Source organism: Flavobacterium sp. YO64, assembly GCF_004119505.1.
In the GTDB taxonomy this organism is placed as follows: domain Bacteria; phylum Bacteroidota; class Bacteroidia; order Flavobacteriales; family Flavobacteriaceae; genus Flavobacterium; species Flavobacterium oncorhynchi.
The window spans coordinates 94,543-116,195 of record NZ_NRQV01000014.1; the positions used below are offsets into that span (position 1 = coordinate 94,543).

The window sequence follows — 21,653 nt, forward strand, 5'->3', positions numbered from 1 at the left end:
CAAAACCTATTCTTCATCAGATCATTACGTTAGATTTTCATTTGAAAGAATACAAATTAGATAAAAACTTTACATAATTATGAGTACAACTCAAACAAGCAAAATTGAAATCAGAAAAGCTGAATCGTCTAAGATAAGCTCTGTAGACTTTGAAAACTTAAGCTTTGGTGCTGTATTTACAGACCATTTATTAGAATGTGATTATAAAGACGGACAATGGCAGACTCCGGTCATTAAGCCGTATGCGCCTATTTTAATGGATCCATCTTCTAAAGTCTTTCATTATGGACAAGCTATTTTTGAAGGAATGAAAGCTTACAAAGATGAGAATAATGATGTTTGGTTGTTTAGACCTGATGAAAATTACAAGCGTTTCAACAATTCTGCTGTTCGTATGGCGATGCCGGAAGTTCCAGAAGATGTATTTATGGAAGGTTTGAATGAATTATTAAAAATCGACCAAGAATGGATTCAAAGAGGAAATGGTGCAAGTATGTACATTCGTCCTTTTATGATTGCGACAGGACCTGGAGTAATCGCAAATCCATCTGACGAATATAAATTTATGATTTTACTTTCTCCTGCAAAATCTTACTATGGAGGCGAAGTAAAAGTAATTATTGCTGAACATTACAGTAGAGCTGCAAATGGTGGAATTGGTGCTGCAAAAGCAGCTGGAAACTACGCTGCTCAGTTTTACCCAACTAACTTAGCAAACAAAGATGGTTTCCAACAAGTTATTTGGACTGACGATGCCACGCATACAAAATTAGAAGAAGCTGGAACAATGAACGTTTTCTTCAGAATTAACGATACTCTATTGACAGCGCCAACAAGCGAAAGAATTTTAGATGGTATTACTAGAAAAAGTTTAATTGCAATGGCTGAAAAAGAAGGTTTAAATGTTGAAGTTCGTCCAGTAATTGTTTCTGAACTAGTTGAAGCGGCCAAAAACGGATCTTTAAAAGAAATTTTCGGAGCTGGTACTGCTGCAGTAATCAGTGTAATTAAAGGATTCTCATATAAAGGTGAATATTATGAAATGACTCCAGTAGAGAATTCATACGCTTCATTCTTGAAAGAAAAACTAACAAGTCTTCAAAACAAACTTTCTGAAGATACTTACGGATGGACTGTTAAGGTTCAATAATCTAAAGAGATTTAAATATAAAAACCCGACAGATTTTTAAAACTTGTCGGGTTTTCTATTTTATACGATTACTAAAATGTAAAACTAATTTTACCACAAAGAGCGCAAAGGTTTTTAATATTAGTAATATAAATAAACACAAAGTTCGCAAAGCCGGAATTGATATAGCTTTGCGAACTTTGCGTTTTTTTTTACAAGAGTTGCAAAAAAACTTAGCGCTCTTTGCGGTTAATTTTTTATAAAAGTTTAGAAAAATCAGGTTTAAAATAATTAGGCCCTTTCATCACTTTTCCGTCTTCACGATAAATTGGTTTTCCGTCTTCGCCAAGTTTACTCATATTACTACGCTGAATTTCATCAAAAACAGCTTCAATTTTATCCTGCAAACCATGTTCGATAATTGTGCCGCACAAAATATACATCATATCACCAAGTGCATCAGCAATTTCAACTAAATCATTATTTTGAACCGCTTCAAGATATTCTTCATTTTCTTCTTTCATTAAATTATAACGAAGTAGTTTTTTAGTTTCTCCTAAATCAGCAATTGGAGTATGACTGTGACCTATTTTAAAAGCAGTATGAAATTCTGTAACTGCATCCAGTTGTTTCTTCATGTTTTTATTTGATTAAATGAAATGGCAAATTAGCAACAAATCGTATACAATTCTCTAAATTTGTCAAAAATAATTTTTAAAGTATGTTTAGTCAAGGACAATTAATTTTCGGACTCTGTTTTTTTATCGCTTTTGTGATCATAATGATTTTTGCTTACCGTAAAGATTTAGCACTGCATAAAGTTTTTTACAAAGGAAATTACAAAGTCCTTATTGCATTTCTTCTTTTTATTGCGATTTTATTCGTGATTAAAGTCTTTCTAAAAAGATAAGCCCAAAACTTAAACTTTCAAGAAAAGCACAATTTAACTATTCCCCAATCGTTATTTTATAAAGTCCTTTAATTCGAGAAAGCGGAATCCAACTTTTATTTTTGTTATTAGTTTGGACTCGCAATAAAATTTATAACTTTACGCAAAACCTGCACCAATGAAGATTCTAAAATATTTATTTCTTTTACTATTATTAAGTTTAGTCGCTCTAACCGTTTTTGTTGCTACCCAAAAAGGGATTTTTTCTGTTGAAAGAAGCAAAGTCATCAATTCGCCAAAAGTTACAGTCTATAATTATGTAAATGATTTTAGAAACTATGAAGATTTTGAATCTTGGTCTACAGAAGATCCATCAATAAAAATGACTTTTCCAAACAAAACCAGCGGAAATGGAGCATCATTTTACTGGTCAGGTGATGAAGGCAATGGAAATGCAATTACCTTAAAAACAAAAGAAGGTGAAAGTATTGAACAAAAGATGAAGTATGACGGTACAGAAGCTGATGTAACTTGGACTTTTAAAGATACTTTGGCAGGTAAAACAAAAGTTACTTGGAAAGCAAAAGGAACTATGAGCTTTTTGTTTAAAATATACACGGCGCTAAATGGCGGTTCCGACAAAGTTATTGGAACTATTTACGAAAAAAGCCTCGCGAATATTGACAAGAATTTAGATTACGAAACAAAAACTTATGCTGTAGAAGTAAATGGAGTTGTAAAGAAAACTGAAACTCCTTATATTAAACAGACTTTTACAAGTGAAATTCAGAAAGTAAATAAAAATGCCAGAATTGTTATTCCGAAACTTATTCAGTTTAGCGAGACCAATGGTTTAACTGCAACTGGAAAACCGTTTATTATTTATCATACTTACGACACTGCATCAGGATTGGCAAAGATTTCGATATGTCTTCCTATAAACAAAGAAATCTCAATTAGTTCTGGAAGTGATATTTTATCAGGAAAACTAAATGGTTTTGATGCTGTAAAAACCACTTTAAAAGGTGATTATTCGCATACTAACGAAGCTATTTCAAAAACAACAGCATATATCAACAATCAAAAGATAAAACCAGAATTAAGCTGGTCGCATCTTGAAGTTTTATCGATCAGTAAATTAGATATAAAAAGTCCATCTAAATTACTAACAGAAATTTATTTCCCTATTATTCCTAAAATCGTTCCAGCAGCGCCAGTCAGCTCACCAGTTTATTCGCCTGAACCGGAAGAAGGTGTTGACACTGTAAGACCGGAAACAACAAAACCTGCCGTAACGAAACCTGCAACACCAAAGCCGGCAACTCCAAAACCTGCCACGCCACCAGCACAAACTCAAGAAGAAGAGCAATCAGAATTTTAAACTTTCGAAGGTCATTAAACCTTTTGTTTAAAATTCATTCTAACACTATATAAAGGTTTGATAAATCAAAAAGTTTGACAGACGAGAAGGAATTTATACAACAATTATTAAATCCTAAAACGCAAAATACAGCGTTTCAAAAGCTCCTATCTGATTATCAAAAACCATTGTATTCTCATATTCGAAATATTGTTTTGAATCATGATGATGCTGACGATGTTTTACAAAACACTTTCGTTAAAGTATTTCAATACTTAAAAAACTTCAAGGAAGAAAGCAGGCTTTTTTCCTGGATGTATCGCATTGCAACAAATGAAGCTTTGACTTTTTTAAATCAGAAAGCAAAACTAAATGGTATCACTTCTGAAAGTCTGCAAAATAAAACAATTGATAATTTAAAATCAGATGTTTATTTTGATGGAGATGAAATTCAGATCAAACTTCAAAGAGCAATAATTACATTACCTGAAAAGCAACAATTAGTTTTTAAAATGAAATATTTTGAAGAATTAAAGTACGAAGAAATTTCAGAAATTCTTGGAACATCGGTTGGCGCACTAAAAGCATCTTATCATCATGCTGTAAAAAAAATAGAAATATATGTTACATCAAATTAAACCTTTTACAGCAAAACTTATCTTATTGTTATTATGAAAGCATTTAAACTAGAAAACGAACCGAAAATATCATCAGGATTTAAAACTCCTGAAAATTATTTTGATACAATCTCGGCAAAAGTTTTACAGCAGATAAACGAAGAAGAAGTTAAAGTAATTCCGATATACAAACGCAAAAAAACAATCACCCTTATTGCTGCCGCTGTAGTAGGTATTGCATTAATGATTCCTATTATCAACAATTATAATGCAACATCAAAAGAACTTGATGAAGCAACTTTAGAAACCTATTTGTCTTACCAATCAAATTTAAATCAATACGATTTAATTCGAGAATTAGATACTAAAGACATTGAAAAGCTGAATAAAAATGTTGCACTGGAACAAGAAACTCTAGAAGACATCTTATCTTCTAATCCAAATATTGAAAATTTAATTTCTGAATAAAAACAAAAAAATTAAAATATGAAAACTAAAAATATACTAACATTCCTTCTGTTTTTAGTAAGCTTTTCATTTTACGCTCAAAATGACAAAGCAGATGATAAACGTGAAAAGATCAAAGCATATAAGGTTTCTTTTTTAACAACTGAATTAGAACTTACTTCAACTGAAGCTGAAAAATTTTGGCCAATTTATAATACTTATGACGACAAACAATATGAACTTCGTCATAACAAAATGAAAACTTACCTGCGTAAACTAGATGATGACAATCTAAGTTCTCTTTCAGAAAAAGAAGCAGCTGCATTATTATCTCAAATCGAATCTACAGATAAAGAACTGTATCTTTTGCGCGAGAAATACACAGCAAATCTTAAAAAAATACTTTCGGCAAAGAAAATATTAAAGCTCAAAAAATCGGAAGATGATTTTAACCGAAAATTATTAAAACAGTATCGAGACAAGGCAGGAAAAAATTAAGCTTCTTAAAAATACAACAGCGATAAGAACCCTATATAATAATACTTACTTTATTATTTAGGGTTCTTGTTTTTTTACTTAAAATTAAGTCGAACTACTTTATTATGTCCTGCCGCTATTGCTGTATTTCTATTGATAAAGCGAACAGTAAAAAACTTTGTATCTGTAGATAATTGTGTCCAGTTTTCACCTCCATTTTGAGAATACTGAATTCCCTCAGAGCCTACACAAATAATCTCTTTTCCATTTCCTCCTGGAACGTATTGCACACATGATGCATAACCAAATCCCATATTCTGCCCTATCAATTCCCAAGTTTTTCCGCCATCTTTTGTAAAGGCTTTGTTATCTACTTTTTTACTCGGAATCTCATAATCACCTCCTGCAATAAAACCGTGTTTAGAATCATAAAAATCTGCAGTAAAAATACCTGTCATCGCTTTTCCCTGCACAATTGGAGTCTCAACAACTTTCCATGTTTTTGCCTTATCTGCTGAATAAAAAACACGTGCTTTTTTTCCGCCTGAAACAAGCCAAGTATCATTTCCTTTAATAACAATATTAGTATTACTTGCAGCAAAAGCGGCTTCTCCCACTGCATTTGTTGGCAATTTATCCGATAATATTTTAGTCCAAGTTTCTCCGCCATCACGAGTAACAATTATAGAAAAAGTATCTTCTGTTGGATCTCCAATAGCAATACCTTCTTTATCATTCCAAAACTGCATACTATCGTAAAAAACTTTTGGATTAATCTCTTTATAAACCAGTTTTACTTTTTTGTCTTTTTTATCAACAGAATAGAGCAATGCTGGGTTTGCAACACTTAATAGAAACACATTTTTTGAAGTTTGTGCAATGCTTCTAAATTCTAACTTAAGTGTATCACGATAAATATGTTCTTCAAACTTCTCTTTTTTATCTAAATCATAATAGCCAAAACGAGAATTATCAGCTCCATACCAAACTTTATTTTTATCGATTAAAATTGCTCTTATACTAATTTTATCTTTAAACAAAGTATCTATTGTCATTGATGTAAAACCGCTGCTGAAATTAACTTTGGTTTTATCTTTAAATGTTCGAAATGACATCAATAAAATAAAAATACTGCAAAATAAAACTAGTTTTTTCATATAAAATAAGATTTGGCTGTTGCTAAAATACAATTTATTATAACATTTCAAATAAGTTTTCGCTTTTTTATAAAACAACTTTTTGTTCCTCTAATATCTATCAAACAAAAATACTTTTCCAACCAAACAAACCATAAACAACTGTAAAACAAGCACCTAAAAACACATCAAGCAATAAATAAATTTGTGGCACAGTAATTGGATATCTCCCAATATTAATATTTAATAGATTTTATCATGAAAACTAAACTACTTTTTATAGCGCTCGCAGCATTAGTTTTAGGTTCTTGTTCAGCACAAAGCCAAACTACTGTTTACGCAAAAAACTCAGACATTAGTGATAACTTAGATCTTAGAGCGGTTGCTTCGATGTTTGGAGAATCAGCAAATCTTCAAGACTTTGAAAGACGTTTAAATGATCCTAAATATCAGATTTCAAATCTTGATTTAAACGGCGATGATCAGGTTGATTATTTACGTGTGATTGAATCTGTTGAAAACAGAACGCACGTTGTAATTATTCAAGCTGTATTAGATCGCGACGTTTATCAAGACGTAGCTACTATTGATGTAGAAAGAGACAATTACAACAAAGTAAGCGTTCAAATTGTAGGAAACTCTTATTTATACGGTACAAATTATATTTATGAGCCCGTTTACAATGTCGTTCCAGTAATTTATTCTTCATTCTGGGTTACCAATTATAGACCTTATTATTCATCATGGTATTGGAATTATTATCCAACTTATTATGCTGCTTGGAGTCCGTATCCTGTTTACAGATATAGAAACAACATCAACGTTTGCATCAATGTGAATAATAGCTACAACTACGTAAATCATAGAAGAAGCTATAGAGCTCCAGTACTTTATGAGTCAAGACGTACTTATGGTTACGAAAAAATCAGACCTAATTATAGTTTTGAACAAAGACATGCTAATACTGGAAACAGATACGATTTGGATCAAAGACGAATTGCAAGCAGAGAATCAAACAGATCTCAAAACACTTATAATTCAAACCGATCAAACACAAACAGAGTGTCTTCTAACAGTGATTTTGGAAACAATAGAAGCTATAATGATAACCGATCAACATCTAACAGAAATTATAACAACACAAATCGTCCAACAAATTCTAGCAGAGAAAATTCAACAATTGTATCAAATCCGGTAAGAACAGAGAGCAGTAGAAACAATTCGAATGTTTCTTCACCTAGAACTTCTTATGAAACTAGAACAAATAGAACTTCTGAACAAGCAAATCAGCCATCAAGAAGTTATTCTGAAAACAGAACTAGTTCAAATAATAGAATGAGCACTGAAAGAAGTGCTCCTGTACAAAGAGCAGAATCATCAAGAGGTTATTCTTCTGATAGAAGTTCAACAAATAGAACTGTCAATCAATCGGCTGCACCGGTACAAAGAACAGAGTCACCAAGAAGCTATTCTCAAAACAGAGGTAGTTCTGATAACTCCACTTATTCAAGACCTCAAAGCGCACAGCGTTCTGAATCATCAAGAGGAAATCAGGAATCAAGAAGCAGCCAGCCGCAGAGAGAAAGTGGTTCTGGTTCAAGAGAAGGCGGACGAAGAGGATAACTTAAATATTTCTATTTTTTATTTAAAACTAAAAGCACAATTTGGGGATTGTGCTTTTTTTTATCTTTTTACTTATAATAGCTGCTAATTTGTTTTAAAACAGTAAATTTGCAACCGTCTTTTATAAAAATATACATGAGCGCATCGCATAAAAACTTACATAGTAAGTTGTCTATAGGGGGTTTATTGATAACATTAGGGATTATTTATGGAGATATTGGTACATCTCCATTGTATGTAATGAAAGCCATTCTTGGCGACCATACCATTAATGCCGACATTGTATTAGGCGGTATTTCATGTGTGTTTTGGACTTTGACTCTACAAACCACTATAAAATATGTGCTTATAACTTTAAGTGCCGACAATCACGGCGAAGGCGGGATTTTTGCCTTATACGCTTTAGTCAAAAAAACCAAAATACAGTGGCTCATTGTGCCCGCGATTATTGGAGGAAGCGCACTGCTTGCAGATGGTATTATTACACCGCCAATCTCAATTTCATCAGCAGTTGAAGGAATTAGAGCATTCTACCCAACAATGGAGACTCAAACCATTGTTTATATTGTAATTGCAATTTTATTTGTTCTGTTTACCATACAACAATTTGGAACTAAACTAGTTGGGAAGTTTTTCGCTCCAATGATGCTGATTTGGTTTGCGATGTTAGGAACATTAGGATTTATTCAGATTATGCACTTCCCTGAAGTTATAAAAGCTATAAATCCATATTACGCATATCACTTATTATCAGTTCATCCTGATGGTTTCTTTGTCCTTGGTTTTGTATTTTTATGTACTACAGGAGCTGAAGCTTTGTATTCAGACATGGGACATTGCGGCCGAAAAAATATTAGAATAAGCTGGATGTTTGTAAAAACGACTTTAGTATTAAATTACTTTGGTCAGGCTGCATATCTTATTCATCATGAAGGAAGTACTTTACAACAATTAGGCGGTGAAAACGGAAATCCGTTTTACCTTATTATGCCGCATTGGTTTTTACCATTTGGTATCGTTGTAGCCACTTTGGCAGCGGTTATTGCCTCTCAAGCACTTATCAGCGGATCATTTACTTTGATTAATGAAGCAATGCGTTTGAATTTTTGGCCAAAAGTAAAAATCAAATATCCTACTGAAGTTAAAGGGCAATTGTATATTCCGTCAATAAACTGGTTATTGTTTTTTGGTTGTGTTGGTATTGTACTGCACTTTGAAAAGTCAGGAAACATGGAACATGCCTATGGTCTTGCGATTATTTTATGTATGATCATGACGACCATTTTGCTGAATTATTACTTAATCATGAAACGTGTAAAACTGTATTTCATGGTGCCTCTTATTACGATTTATTTATTAATCGAATTCAGTTTCCTTATTGCAAATATTACAAAATTTGCCGAAGGAGGTTATGTAACTTTAATCATTGCGAGTATACTTATTTCTATAATGACGATTTGGTATCTTGCTAAAAAAATCAACAAGAATTATACAAAAGTTGTCAAAATTGACGATTACAAAAAGGTATTAATGGAGTTGAGCGAAGACCTTTCTATTCCTAAATATGCTACGCACTTAGTATACATGACTAATGCAAATCGTGTTGACGAATTAGAGGAAAAAGTAATTTATTCGATCTTACAAAAACGTCCAAAAAGAGCCGATATTTATTGGTTTGTTCACGTAAACATTCTTACTGAACCTTATAAAACACAATATAAAGTTACAGAAATTGCTAAAGACGATATTTACAGAATCGATTTTAATTTAGGATTTAGAGAACCTACAAAAATCAATTTAATGTTTAGAGAAGTAATTCGAGATATGGTGAAACGCGGTGAAGTTGATATTACAAGCCGTTACGAATCATTGAACAAAAACAATATTATTGGAGACTTTAAATTTGTATTGTCTGAGAAGTTTTTATCAAATGACAACGATTTAAGATGGCACGAAAACATCATCATGAACTCGTATTTCTTTATCAAGAAACTGAGTTTGTCTGAAGAAAGAGCTTTTGGTTTAGACAGCAGTTCTGTTAAAGTAGAGAAATTCCCAATGGTGCTTCATGCTCCAGAAAACATTGGATTAACACGTATTGTTCCTAAAGAATAAAAAGCGTCCAAAATATTTCAAAAAAACACTCTAATTAAGAGTGTTTTTTCTTTTAATGAGAATCAGAAATAAGATTCAGTATTAAAAATTTAACTTTCAATCAATTAATAGTACCTTTGCAACTCAAATATTAGAAATGAGATTACACAGAAATTTAGTTTATACTACCATCGATTCTTTGAATGCAATTTTCAATGAAGGAGAATACGCAGACAAAGTGGTAGCCAGAGCATTAAAAAAAGACAAACGTTGGGGAAGTTCTGACAGGAAGTTTGTTGCTGAAACGATATACGAAATTGTTCGTTGGAAAAGATTATACGCAGAAATTGCAGAAGTTAAAGAACCTTATGACAGAGACAATCTATGGAGAATGTTTGCTGTTTGGGCTGTTTTAAGAGGATACCCAATCCCAGATTGGAGACAATTAGAAGGAACTCCTGAAAGAAAAATCAAAGGACGTTTTGACGAACTTTCGAAAGTGAGAGCTTTAAAAGAATCTATTCCAGACTGGATGGATGAATTGGGTGTAAAAGAACTTGGCGAAAAAGTTTGGTCGAAAGAAATTACAGCTCAAAACCAGCCAGCTAAAGTTATCCTGAGAACCAATACATTAAAAGGTACTAAAGAAAACTTGAGAAACACTTTGATGGATTTAAATATTGAAACAGAATATTTAAAAGATCAGCCGGAAGCTTTAGTTTTAAAAGAAAGAGCAAACGTGTTCTTGACAGATGCTTTTAAACAAGGGCTTTTTGAAGTTCAGGATGCCAACTCACAATTAGTTGCTGGTTTTCTAGATGTAAAACCTGGAATGCGCGTAGTAGATACTTGCGCTGGAGCAGGTGGAAAAACATTACACATTGCATCTCTAATGGAAAACAAAGGACAACTAATTGCAATGGACTTGTATGAAAGCAAACTAAAGCAATTAAAATTAAGAGCAAAAAGAAATGGTGCTTTTAATATTGAATACCGCATAATTGACACTACAAAAGTGATCAAAAAACTGCATGAAAAAGCAGATCGTGTATTAATTGACGCGCCTTGCAGTGGATTAGGAGTTTTAAAAAGAAACCCTGATTCTAAGTGGAAGTTACAACCTGAGTTTATCGATAATATTCGTAAAGTTCAGAGTGAGGTTTTAGAAAGCTATTCTAAAATTGTAAAACCAGGCGGAAAATTAGTTTATGCAACTTGTTCTGTTTTACCATCTGAAAATCAAGAACAAGTACAAAAGTTCTTAAAAACTGAAATCGGACAGCAATTTACTTTTGTAGAAGATCGTAAATTATTGGCTTCAGAATCTGGTTTTGACGGATTTTACATGGCACTTTTGGAAAGAAAAGCTAAATAAATTCCATCCCGATAGCTATCGGGATAAATCCCAAATTCCAATTTTCAAACTTGGAATTTGGGATTTTTTATTTAACTTTTTAAGATTGTAAACTCGGTTTACGCAGTAGTTTTCCGTTTTCATTTTCTTTAAATTTCGGAACAAAAACAATTTCTTTTGGCTTTTCAAATTTCCCTAAAACGTCAAAAAAATCTGGTGCAAAATCTTGTTTTTCGCCTTCAATCACTAAAATTAGTTTTTCACCTAAAGTCGTATCCGGTACACCAGTCACAAAAAAACGGCTGTTAATTTTGCCAGTTAACTTCGCCTCTATTTGCTCAGGAATAAGCTTTACTCCGCCGCTGTTAATTACATTATCAAATCTTCCCAAAAAGCTGAACTGATTCTCATTTACTAAATCTACTAAATCATTAGTAACAATAGGTTCATCAGAAATTGAAGAGACATAAATAACCAAACAACCACGATCATCTTTTTCAATCTTTACATTTGGCAAAATTGAAAAAACACTTTCCCCTACTCTTTTGGCAGCAATATGCGTTATGGTTTCCGTCATTCCGTAGGTTTCATAAATCTCCGTTTTTAAAGGCAGTAATTTTTCTTCAAGTGAACTGTCAATTTTTGCTCCTCCAATAATTAACTTTTTGATTTTTTTTAATTTTTCAATTGAATTTTGAACCTGCAAAGGCACCATTGCTACAAAGTCATACTGCTTGTTATTATAAGCCAAAGGTTCTGTACTTGGCACTACAACATCAAGTTCTAAACCCAATATTAAACTTCTAACCAGCATCATTTTTCCTGCAATAAACTGAGTCGGCAAACAAAGCAGTGCTTTATCTCCCGGTTTTAAACCAAAGAAATCTCCTGTTGCCAATGCCGATTGAATCATTGCTTGTTTCTCGAGTCTAACCAACTTAGGAAGACCAGTTGTTCCAGAAGTTGTCATTTCGATATAATCTTTATGATCAAACCAATCCAGAAAAAATTCACCAATAGATCGTTCATATGCATCACCTTCTTTGATAAAACTATATCCAATTTGACACAAATCGGCTGCATTTAAATGATAACCGTCTAATTTAAAATAATTGTGTACATTTTTATGTGTTAAGTTTTGCATGATTGTATTTAATTTGATAATTCTGTTAGATTAATTTTACCCGTTAATTTCTCTTTCCAATTGGTCCAATTGTATTTTTTACTATAGATAAAAAGTAATATCGGATACACCACTACAACTGGAAAAATGACATCAAAACCTGCCGAAGGTTCTGATAAATCAATAAAAACTGAATGCGTCTGAAAAACCGTCCAATCTGAAGTAACCAATAAAGCTCCCACCAGATTATTAGCGGCATGAAAACCTAAAGCCAGTTCCATTCCGTCATCCATTAGTGTAATAATTCCTAGAAACAAACCTGTTCCTATATAATACACCATTATTATATATCCCATTTTTGTAACCTCTGGATTTAAGATATGCATAAACCCAAATATCAACGAAGTCATCATAAGCGGAAACCATTTATTCTGTGCTAAATTCGCGAAGCCCTGCATTAAATAACCTCTAAAAACATATTCTTCTGTACTTGTTTGAATAGGAATTAAAATACCGCCAATAACTACTAAAATCAAAAACGGAATCAGCTTAAAATTCCACACAAATTTTTCGGGAGCTTGAAAATACAAAACAGAAAAACTTGCAATAGAAAAAACCGACCATAAAATAAAAGAGAACAAAATACGACTCCAATCGACTTTTTTTCTCCCTGTTGTAACCGACAACATGGTTTGATGATGTATGTATTTTATAACAAAATAAACACCTGCTAGAGCAAAAACAAACGAAATCATTATTAAAAACAAAGTAAGATTTGGTTCAAATATTTTTAATGCCGCATCATTATCGGTTGGAAAACCAGTTTTATCCGAGAAACTTTTCCAAAAAACAGCAATCGTAAAAGGCACCTGTCCTACAAATGAAGCTGTAATAATAAAAACAGATCCTAAAAGATACTTCCAAAATTTATTTTCAGGTTTAACACCTTGCTCTAAAAACATATATTTAAATTTTTAAAATGAGAATTCTATTTAAATAGTAAACCCTATTTTTGTTATTGCTAAAATACCGCTTTTTTTAGAGAACCTATTTCAGCACACTTTAAATATAACAAAATGATACAAATTTATCACAATCCACGCTGCGGAAAATCAAGAAACTGCCTCGCTTTTATTGACCAGACAAATCAAGAATATGAAATAATTCCATATTTAACTGAAACACCAAGCTTTAGTGAATTAAAAGAACTTCTTGAAAAGTTAAACCTGCAGCCTATAGAATTAGTTAGAACCAAAGAAAAAATTTGGATAGAAAACTATAAAGAAAAAACATTGACCAATGACGAAATTATTCAAGCAATGACAGATAATCCAATTCTAATTGAACGTCCAATTGTTATAAAAGATGGAAAAGCAATTATTGGGAGAGATTTAGATAAAGTGGCTTCTTTTTTAGATTAATACTAAATACCAAATTAACATTTTTTTATGATCTTATACTTTAAACCAAAAGCTACATTTGCGGTCTAAAGAATCAAAGAAACCAAAAAAAAATGAAGAAAATCAAATTCGCTGTAATCCTTGTATTGCTTTTTACAAGTTTTTACAACTATGCACAGCAGGGGCCGCCTGCAAAAAACAAGGTAAAAGTTACTGGAAAAGTTTTAGAAAAAGTAAGCAAACAACCGTTGGAATATGCAACAATTTCAATAACTGCTCCAAACGATACTAAAGTTATTGCTGGTGGAATCACCAATCCTAAAGGTGAATTTGATGTTGCAGTTGCACCGGGAATTTATGATATTAAGATTGAATTTATTTCGTTTAAATCAACTGAATTAAAGCAAAAAAGCATTAAAGGAGACACTAATTTAGGTATTATAAATTTATCTGAAGATGCAGCTCAATTAAATGAAGTTGTTGTTCGTGCAGAAAAATCAACAGTAGAAATTAAACTAGACAAAAAAGTTTATAATGTTGGTCAAGATATGATTGTAAAAGGCGGAACTGTTAGTGACGTTTTAGACAATGTACCATCAGTTTCTGTTGATACTGAAGGAAATGTAAGTTTAAGAGGAAGCGACAATATCCGAATTTTAATTGATGGAAGACCTTCTAATGCGATAAATGTTGCAGAGGCTTTACGCCAGCTTCCTGCAGATGCAATTGACAAAGTTGAAGTTATCACAAATCCATCAGCGCGTTACGATGCTGAAGGAGGATCTGGAATCATCAACATTGTTCTTAAAAAAGGTAAAAATCAAGGTTTTAATGGAACTTTTATTGCTTCTGGCGGACTTCCTGAAGCCTATGGATTAACGGGAAATCTAAATTATAAAACAGAAAAATTAAACTATTTTACTACTCTAGGCTATAACCACAGAACTAATGAAGGAGGCGGCTTAACCAACACCTCTTACTACAATGCTGATGGTACACCAAAAGGTTTCCTAGATGAAGATCGTGATACCAAAAGAGAATCTGACGGATTTAATGGAAGAGCAGGAATCGAATGGACTGTTGCTCCAAATACTTTCTGGACAAACGCCATCAATTACCAAAAAAATTCTGGAGACACCAGAGATTTAATCAATTACAGTAATTTTGACTCAAATAGTAATCCTACAGGTAATTCGTTTCGTTTAAATAACGGAGAAACCAATAGTCAAAATGTAGAATACACTTCGAATTTGATTAAAAATTTCAACGATAAAGGACACAAACTTACTGCTGATTTATCTATTTCCAGAAACACAGATAACAACAGCAGTATTATTACCGCTTCTCCAAACTACAATACAACACTAAACGATCAAGTACAAAAACAAGTTCAGTTACAGGCAGATTATGTATTACCTTTAGGAAAAGGCGGTCAGTTTGAAGCGGGATATAAAGGGAGCTTTGGTGATTTAAATAATCAATACTTCGTTACAGATGATTCAGGAGCAAAAGATCCAAACTTATCCAACACTTTAGAATACAAAGAGAATATTAATGCTCTTTATACACAATACGGTTTTAAAGTAAAGAAATTTTCGTATTTATTTGGTTTACGTTGGGAAGACACCAATATTCAAGTAAACTTATTAGACAACAATGATTTCAACACTAAAAAGTACAACAACTTGTTTCCAAGTGCTTTTATCAGTTATGAAATTTCAGATCAAAGCAACTTTACAGCAAGTTACAGCAAGCGTTTAACAAGACCAAGAGGTCGTTTTATGAATCCAGCTGTTAACTACTCAAGTAATGTTAACATTTTTCAAGGAAATCCTGATTTAGATCCATCATTAACAGACAAATATGATGTTGGTTACATCAAGCGTTGGGACAAAGTAACTTTTAATACTTCAGCTTATTTTGAAGATACTAAAGATGTTTTCAGCTTTGTTAGAACTCCAAACGGTGAAGAAGTAAATGGAATTCCTGTTATTTTAAGCAGACCTATAAACTTAGGTAAAGAGCAAAAATTTGGTTTTGAATTTACTTTAAATTACACTCCGTTTAAATGGTGGAGAGTAAACAGTAACTTCAATCTTTACAACGTAAAAACAACAGGAGAAAATACTTATGTTGACACTAAAGGCAATACAGTAGTACAAAATCTTGACAATCAAGCTAATTCTTGGTTTGCAAGAATCAACTCTAAATTGACTTTACCATACAAAATTGACTGGCAATTGAATGCTACTTACAATGGCGAACAAAAAACTGCACAAGGTAAAAACTTAGGTCAATTTGGAATGAATACTGCTTTAAGCAAAGATGTTATGAAAGATAAGGCAACAATTGCTTTCAACATCAGCGATATTTTCAATTCAAGAATTATGAGATCGTACACTTACCTTCAAAATGATACGACTCTTGAAAGTCAGAGATCATATGGAGAAATGCAATTTCGTAAGCGCCAATTCAATTTATCATTTACTTATCGTTTTAACAAACCTAAAAATGATAGAGAAAAAGCACCAAGAAATGACGGCGGCGGTGACGGCGGCGGCGATTTCCCAGGATAAGCTATATTAAACTCCAATACTAAAAATCCAAATTCCTAATTTTTTCAAAGTTGGAATTTGGATTTTTTTATTTTAAGTCTTTCACTAAGCTGTCCAACTTTCCTAAAGTTTAAAATTTTGATAAAGTTCTAAACTCAAAGCATTTGAATTTCTTTTTTAGGCACAAAAAAAAAGAACCCTTTGGGTTCTTTTTTATGAAATCAATCTAAAATTAAATTGATTGTTCTTCTTGTCTTTTTTTGGCTCTTTTTTCTTTGAACATTTCCCAGCTTGCTCCCGTAACCCAATAAGATACGAAACCAACTAAGAAAAACATTAACCAAAACCCTATAGTTAGTACGGTTAAGAAAAGTAAAAAGCCTAAGTACTGTGAAAATTCAAACATGTTTTCCGGAATTTTTGAATGTTACGACAAATGTAGGTTATAAATTCTTCCTTGGCAATAAAATCTAAATCAATTTTCATGAAATAACATTTATACGTATATTTATATTCATTTTAAATAAGCTCTTTTCAAGAATATTATTCAACTCTCTAAAGTAGAACAACATGAGTATTTCTAGGAGCTGAAACCTGCTGTACGCTGTATCTTTTGTGTCGAACACCGCCACAAAAGGATGTCGCTTCCATCAGGGCTAGGACAATCATTTTCAAAAGAAACACATTTTTCAAACAAAAAAGCAACACATTTTACATTTCACATTAACCGAATAATTTTACAAACAACATATTTACAACAAAATGAAATACAGAGTAGAAAAAGACACCATGGGCGAAGTTCAAGTCCCAGCCGATAAATATTGGGGTGCACAAACAGAACGTTCTCGAAATAATTTTAAAATTGGAAATTCTGGATCGATGCCCAAAGAAATCATCGAAGGATTTGCCTATCTAAAAAAAGCGGCCGCTTATGCGAATTACGATTTAGGTGTTTTAGCCATCGAAAAAAGAGATGCTATTGCCGAAGTATGCGATGAAATTCTAGAAGGAAAATTAGACGATCAATTTCCATTAGTAATTTGGCAGACAGGTTCAGGCACGCAAAGCAATATGAATGTAAACGAAGTAATTGCAAACCGTTCACAAGTTCTTAAAGGTTTTGAAATTGGCGAAGGCGAGCAATTTATCAAAGCAAATGATGACGTTAATAAATCACAGTCATCAAATGATACTTTCCCAACCGGAATGCATATCGCTGCTTACAAAATGGTAGTAGAAACTACAATTCCCGGAGTTGAAAAACTACATGCAACACTAACAAAAAAAGCTATTGAATTCAAGAATGTTGTAAAAATTGGTCGTACACATTTAATGGATGCCACTCCGCTTACACTCGGTCAGGAAATTTCAGGCTATGCGGCTCAACTTGCGTTTGGACTAAAAGCATTAAAAAATACTTTAGCACATTTATCAGAAATCGCTTTGGGCGGAACAGCAGTTGGAACGGGATTAAATACTCCAAAAGGTTATGATGTAAAAGTTGCTGCATATATTGCAAAATTCACGAACCACCCTTTTATAACTGCCGAAAATAAATTTGAGGCTTTGGCTGCACATGATGCAATTGTTGAAACACATGGAGCACTAAAACAATTAGCCGTTTCTTTAAACAAAATTGCAAATGATGTGAGAATGCTGGCTTCTGGACCACGTTCTGGAATTGGCGAAATTCATATTCCAGAAAACGAACCTGGATCGTCTATCATGCCCGGAAAAGTAAATCCAACACAATGTGAAGCTTTAACAATGGTTTGTGCTCAAGTAATTGGAAATGATATGGCAATTGCAGTTGGCGGAATGCAGGGACATTACGAGTTAAATGTTTTTAAACCAGTTATGGCTGCCAACTTCCTGCAATCAGCATGTTTACTTGGAGACGCCTGCGTTTCATTTGATGAACATTGCGCACAGGGAATTGAACCAAATTATAAACGAATTAAAGAATTAGTAGACAATTCTCTTATGCTTGTAACAGCGCTAAACACAAAAATTGGTTATTACAAAGCAGCAGAAATTGCTCAAACTGCTCACAAAAATGGAACAACTCTAAAAGAAGAAGCAGTTCGTTTAGGCTATGTAAAATCAGAGGATTTTGACGCCTGGGTTAAACCTGAAGATATGGTTTAATTTTTTTTGTTTCAGGTTTTAAGTTTCAAGCTGAAATACCGAACGAATAAAATGAATTAAAAAAAGGGGATAAAATTTAAAATTTTATCCCCTTTTTTTAATAACGTGAAACTTGAAAGCTGAAACAAAAATTCCTATTTACCATCTACATAATCCTGCAAATAGCTGAATCTTTCAGTCAGTTTACCTTTTTCAGTGATTTTTGCACGTTTTAAGATTCCATCTTTATCTCCATTGAAAAAAGCAGGAATTACATGTTCCATAAATTGCTCTCCGAAACCTTCACTAGCATCTTTCGGAATTTCACAAGGGAGATTATCTACTGCCATCACCGCAACAGCAGCAGGATGAAAGAAATCTACTTCTCGATCTTCCAAAGGAAAATAACCATACAAAGGTTCTGCAATGGTCGACGAACGAATGGTACAAGCAATTGGCCCATTAACATCACATGAAATATCAGCTACAACTTTTAACTTACAATCACTTGCATTCAACATTTCTTTTGTCAAAATCATTGGAGCATTGTTAGCATAAAAATGACCTGCAAAATAAATATCCGAAACCTTAGTAAATCTCTCAAAATCTGAGGTATATTCTTCTGGATGATTTACAAAATCTTTAAAATCTAAAACTTGACCATCAAGTCTTTTATTATATTCTAAAACATCCAGCTGAACATAAACAGCCTGTGCATATTTTTTAGTCAAATAATTATCAATCGTAATTTCTTTTACTTTAATAGCGTCTAAAATTTCTTTAGCTCCACTGCCCACTTTTCCAGTTCCAGTAACGACAAATTTCAAAGCCGGCATCGTTATACGCTTTAAATGCATAATCAAAGCATCTTTTCCCGAGAGAGTTTCTGCCTTAGGAAGTTTAAACAATTCAAACTTTAATCCAAAAGCACGAATTCCATTATAAACTCCAACCATTCCTGCATACTTTCCGAAACCAATTAATCGATGATCATTTGCATCAACAATCGTTTCATGGTCGTACAAATCAATATTCTTTTCCAAAATTGCCTGTAATAGTTTTCTATTATAAGGTTGTTTTTTGATGGTATGAGAAAAAAAGAAATAGGACTTATTTGGAATTAAATTTTCAACAGGAACTTCTTTCACGCCAAATAAAACATCACAATTTGAAACATCATCGGAAACTGTAATACCCATACTTTTATATTGTGTATCCGAAAAAATCCTAATATCAGAACTTTCTACCTCTACGACTGCTTCATGATACTGTTGTTTCAATTTAGCCAATTCATCTGGAGCAAATACTACACGACGATCTGGTGGGTTTTTTCTTTCTTTTATAATTCCAAATTTCATTCAAACAAGTTTAAAACATTAATTAATATAACTTTTTACATCGTTTTTGTTTCAAATATAACAAATTTCGTTAAAGTTTTGTTGTAAAAATACAATTTAGAATGTTTAAAAACCGTTTAAAGCTGACTAGCAATCGACTACTTAAAACATTTGTTAATTTTAAGTTAAAGAAAGCTGATTTGCATTCTAAAAATCGCGAAACATAAATATTGAATTCTATATATTTGTTTTTAAAGAACGATGCAAATGATTTTCCTTAAAAAGACAAAGATACCACAAATACTTTTTTCAATACTAGTTTTAAGTTCATGTGGTAAAGACAAAAAAACAGATACCGCTACTACCTCAACAGTCGAAGATACATTACCTAAAATGAAGCCTTTAGGACCTGAAAAGAAAATATCACAGGCCTATAAAAACTCGGTAACAGGCAGAATAAATCACTTTTACAATAAGAACTGGCCAAACAACAGCATGAACGGCAGCTTTTTGGTTGCCAGAAATGGTCAAATTATATTTGAAAGATACAATGGTTTTGCTAATAAAAATGAAGGAACCAAAATTACTGCCAATACTCCTGTACAAATTGCTTCGGTAAGTAAGGTTTTGACGGCTACTGCGGTTTTAAAATTGGTAAACGCTGGTAAAATAGACTTAGATCAAAAAGTAAATACAATTTTAAAAACGTTTCCATACGAAGACTGTACTATAAGAATGCTTTTAGATCATCGCTCTGGAATGCGTAACTATGCTTATTTCACAGACAGAGATAAATCAGTTTGGGACAGACATAACCAGTTAACCAATAAAGACATTCTAGATATTTTGGCTACAAAAGATATCGGACTAGAATCAAGAACAGGAACTCGTTTCAGCTACTGTAATACTAATTATGCTATGCTGGCACTGATTATAGAAAAAATCACAGGCCTTAAATATAAAGAAGCGATGTCTGAAATGATTTTTAAACCTTTAGGCATGACAAATACTTACGTTTTTGATGATGACAAAGACAGAAAAAAAATTGTTCCGTCGTATAAAGGAAACGGCGTTGAAATTGGTTTTGATTATCTAGATAATGTCTACGGAGATAAAAATGTTTTTTCGACTGTACGTGATCTTTTAAAATTTGACCGAGCTAGAAACTCACCAGATTTTTTAAAACCTGAACTATTAAAACAAGTTTATACGGGATACAGCAACGAACGTAAAGGCACTAAAAACTACGGTTTAGGAATTAGAATGATTAATTGGGAAACAGGACAAAACTTCTATTTTCATAATGGCTGGTGGCATGGTAATACTTCATCGTACATTACTTTGATGAAAGAAAATGTAACGATTATTGCTTTATCTAATAAAATGAATAGAAACACTTACGCTGTTCGTAAATTAGCACCAATCTTTGGAGATTATCCTTTTAATTTTAAAGACGAAGAGTAACAAAATTTTTCTGAAGAATTTAATAGATAGTAAATTCAAATAGCATAAATTTGCAAACTCATTTTTGGGGTCGACTGGTTTTGACAGCAAGTCGAATTGAACAGTAAGCACGTCGAGCATTGAGACCTTGCTCGTAAATATAAGATCTCACACTTTTACACGGCGAAAATAATTACGCTTTAGCTGCATAATCCGAATCATAGTAAGATTGCGCCACGTCTCTACAAGGTAGAGAAGCTGGATTCTCCTAGAAAGCCTTGGTTTGTGGCGTTCTGTCAAGGGGAACCGTAAAAATAAACCTAGATTTCCATGAGCTTCGGGTGGATTTCGAAAATTAAGAAGATAAGTGTTGGGTGGTTGTTTCTGGCCTAGCTCAACAACGAAAATCTAATCAGGAAATAAGCGTGTAGAAAGCTCTTTAGTTGCTTGTTTGGACCCGGGTTCGATTCCCGGCGACTCCACAAAAAAGCCTGTAAACTCTTTGTTTACAGGCTTTTTTTCTTAGATACCGTTTTTGCTGC

The 21,653-nt window shown here is 32.8% G+C and carries 18 protein-coding genes and 1 other RNA gene; 13 read left to right on the forward strand and 6 right to left on the reverse strand.

Annotated elements, in window-relative coordinates; translation table 11 throughout:
* The first annotated feature begins 79 nt into the window (after positions 1-79).
* On the forward strand, positions 80-1,150 hold the full coding sequence (locus tag BOW57_RS12025; protein WP_089053173.1) for a branched-chain amino acid aminotransferase: 1,071 nt from the start codon (positions 80-82) through the stop codon (positions 1,148-1,150).
* Positions 1,151-1,386: 236 nt separating this feature from the next.
* On the opposite strand, the gene BOW57_RS12030 is transcribed toward BOW57_RS12025, so the two are convergent.
* Positions 1,387-1,767, reverse strand: coding sequence for a nucleoside triphosphate pyrophosphohydrolase family protein (locus BOW57_RS12030; protein ID WP_089053172.1), 381 nt, complete (start codon positions 1,765-1,767; stop codon positions 1,387-1,389).
* A gap of 429 nt (positions 1,768-2,196) precedes the next feature.
* On the opposite strand from BOW57_RS12030, the gene BOW57_RS12040 reads away from it, so the two are divergent.
* The 4 genes from BOW57_RS12040 to BOW57_RS12055 all read left to right on the forward strand — a co-directional run bounded on the left by BOW57_RS12040 (position 2,197) and on the right by BOW57_RS12055 (position 4,940).
* Entirely contained in the window at positions 2,197-3,399 is a 1,203-nt protein-coding gene (locus BOW57_RS12040; RefSeq protein WP_129054553.1) for an SRPBCC family protein, read from the forward strand.
* 74 nt (positions 3,400-3,473) lie between these two features.
* On the forward strand, positions 3,474-4,016 hold the full coding sequence (locus BOW57_RS12045; protein WP_089053169.1) for an RNA polymerase sigma factor: 543 nt from the start codon (positions 3,474-3,476) through the stop codon (positions 4,014-4,016).
* 33 nt (positions 4,017-4,049) lie between these two features.
* Positions 4,050-4,463, forward strand: a complete 414-nt coding sequence (locus BOW57_RS12050; protein ID WP_129054555.1) for a hypothetical protein — start codon at positions 4,050-4,052, stop codon at positions 4,461-4,463.
* Positions 4,464-4,481: 18 nt separating this feature from the next.
* Positions 4,482-4,940 carry a sensor of ECF-type sigma factor gene (locus BOW57_RS12055; RefSeq protein WP_089053167.1) on the forward strand — a complete coding sequence of 153 codons (459 nt, stop codon included), beginning with the start codon at positions 4,482-4,484 and terminating at the stop codon, positions 4,938-4,940.
* Positions 4,941-5,014: 74 nt separating this feature from the next.
* Here the strand turns inward: BOW57_RS12055 and BOW57_RS12060 are convergent, their stop codons facing one another.
* Complete coding sequence (locus BOW57_RS12060) at positions 5,015-6,076, reverse strand: oxidoreductase (RefSeq protein ID WP_129054557.1); 1,062 nt, start codon at positions 6,074-6,076, stop codon at positions 5,015-5,017.
* Positions 6,077-6,313: 237 nt separating this feature from the next.
* Between BOW57_RS12060 and BOW57_RS12065 the strand changes: the two genes are divergently transcribed.
* From BOW57_RS12065 to BOW57_RS12075, 3 genes are all read left to right on the forward strand, one after another.
* Positions 6,314-7,678 carry a hypothetical protein gene (locus BOW57_RS12065; RefSeq protein WP_129054559.1) on the forward strand — a complete coding sequence of 455 codons (1,365 nt, stop codon included), beginning with the start codon at positions 6,314-6,316 and terminating at the stop codon, positions 7,676-7,678.
* A gap of 135 nt (positions 7,679-7,813) precedes the next feature.
* The gene (locus tag BOW57_RS12070; protein WP_089053164.1) at positions 7,814-9,793 is read left to right on the forward strand and encodes a KUP/HAK/KT family potassium transporter; all 1,980 of its coding nucleotides are present in this window, start codon (positions 7,814-7,816) and stop codon (positions 9,791-9,793) included.
* Positions 9,794-9,929: 136 nt separating this feature from the next.
* Entirely contained in the window at positions 9,930-11,147 is a 1,218-nt protein-coding gene (locus BOW57_RS12075; protein WP_129054561.1) for an RsmB/NOP family class I SAM-dependent RNA methyltransferase, read from the forward strand.
* A 79-nt stretch (positions 11,148-11,226) separates the two neighbouring features.
* Here BOW57_RS12075 and BOW57_RS12080 read toward each other — a convergent pair whose 3' ends face one another.
* On the reverse strand, positions 11,227-12,270 hold the full coding sequence (locus BOW57_RS12080; protein WP_129054563.1) for an AMP-binding protein: 1,044 nt from the start codon (positions 12,268-12,270) through the stop codon (positions 11,227-11,229).
* An 8-nt stretch (positions 12,271-12,278) separates the two neighbouring features.
* Positions 12,279-13,211 carry a CPBP family intramembrane glutamic endopeptidase gene (locus BOW57_RS12085; protein ID WP_129054565.1) on the reverse strand — a complete coding sequence of 311 codons (933 nt, stop codon included), beginning with the start codon at positions 13,209-13,211 and terminating at the stop codon, positions 12,279-12,281.
* A gap of 114 nt (positions 13,212-13,325) precedes the next feature.
* Here BOW57_RS12085 and arsC point away from each other — a divergent pair, with 114 nt between their 5' ends.
* Positions 13,326-13,670, forward strand: a complete 345-nt coding sequence (gene arsC, locus BOW57_RS12090; protein WP_129054567.1) for an arsenate reductase (glutaredoxin) — start codon at positions 13,326-13,328, stop codon at positions 13,668-13,670.
* Positions 13,671-13,762: 92 nt separating this feature from the next.
* Positions 13,763-16,225 carry an outer membrane beta-barrel family protein gene (locus BOW57_RS12095; protein ID WP_129054569.1) on the forward strand — a complete coding sequence of 821 codons (2,463 nt, stop codon included), beginning with the start codon at positions 13,763-13,765 and terminating at the stop codon, positions 16,223-16,225.
* A gap of 211 nt (positions 16,226-16,436) precedes the next feature.
* On the opposite strand, the gene BOW57_RS12100 is transcribed toward BOW57_RS12095, so the two are convergent.
* Positions 16,437-16,610: a hypothetical protein gene (locus BOW57_RS12100; protein ID WP_089053158.1), complete on the reverse strand. Its 174-nt coding sequence runs from the start codon at positions 16,608-16,610 to the stop codon at positions 16,437-16,439.
* A 356-nt stretch (positions 16,611-16,966) separates the two neighbouring features.
* Here BOW57_RS12100 and fumC point away from each other — a divergent pair, with 356 nt between their 5' ends.
* A complete protein-coding gene (fumC, locus tag BOW57_RS12105; protein WP_129054571.1) occupies positions 16,967-18,352 on the forward strand; it encodes a class II fumarate hydratase in 1,386 nt (461 codons plus the stop codon).
* A 134-nt stretch (positions 18,353-18,486) separates the two neighbouring features.
* On the opposite strand, the gene BOW57_RS12110 is transcribed toward fumC, so the two are convergent.
* The gene (locus BOW57_RS12110; protein WP_129054574.1) at positions 18,487-19,689 is read right to left on the reverse strand and encodes an NAD(P)-dependent oxidoreductase; all 1,203 of its coding nucleotides are present in this window, start codon (positions 19,687-19,689) and stop codon (positions 18,487-18,489) included.
* Between the two features lie 240 nt (positions 19,690-19,929).
* Between BOW57_RS12110 and BOW57_RS12115 the strand changes: the two genes are divergently transcribed.
* Together BOW57_RS12115 and ssrA are read left to right on the forward strand one after the other, a co-directional pair.
* Positions 19,930-21,132, forward strand: coding sequence for a serine hydrolase (locus tag BOW57_RS12115; protein ID WP_089053155.1), 1,203 nt, complete (start codon positions 19,930-19,932; stop codon positions 21,130-21,132).
* 66 nt (positions 21,133-21,198) lie between these two features.
* Positions 21,199-21,596, forward strand: a transfer-messenger RNA (tmRNA) gene (ssrA, locus tag BOW57_RS12120).
* Positions 21,597-21,653: the final 57 nt, after the last annotated feature.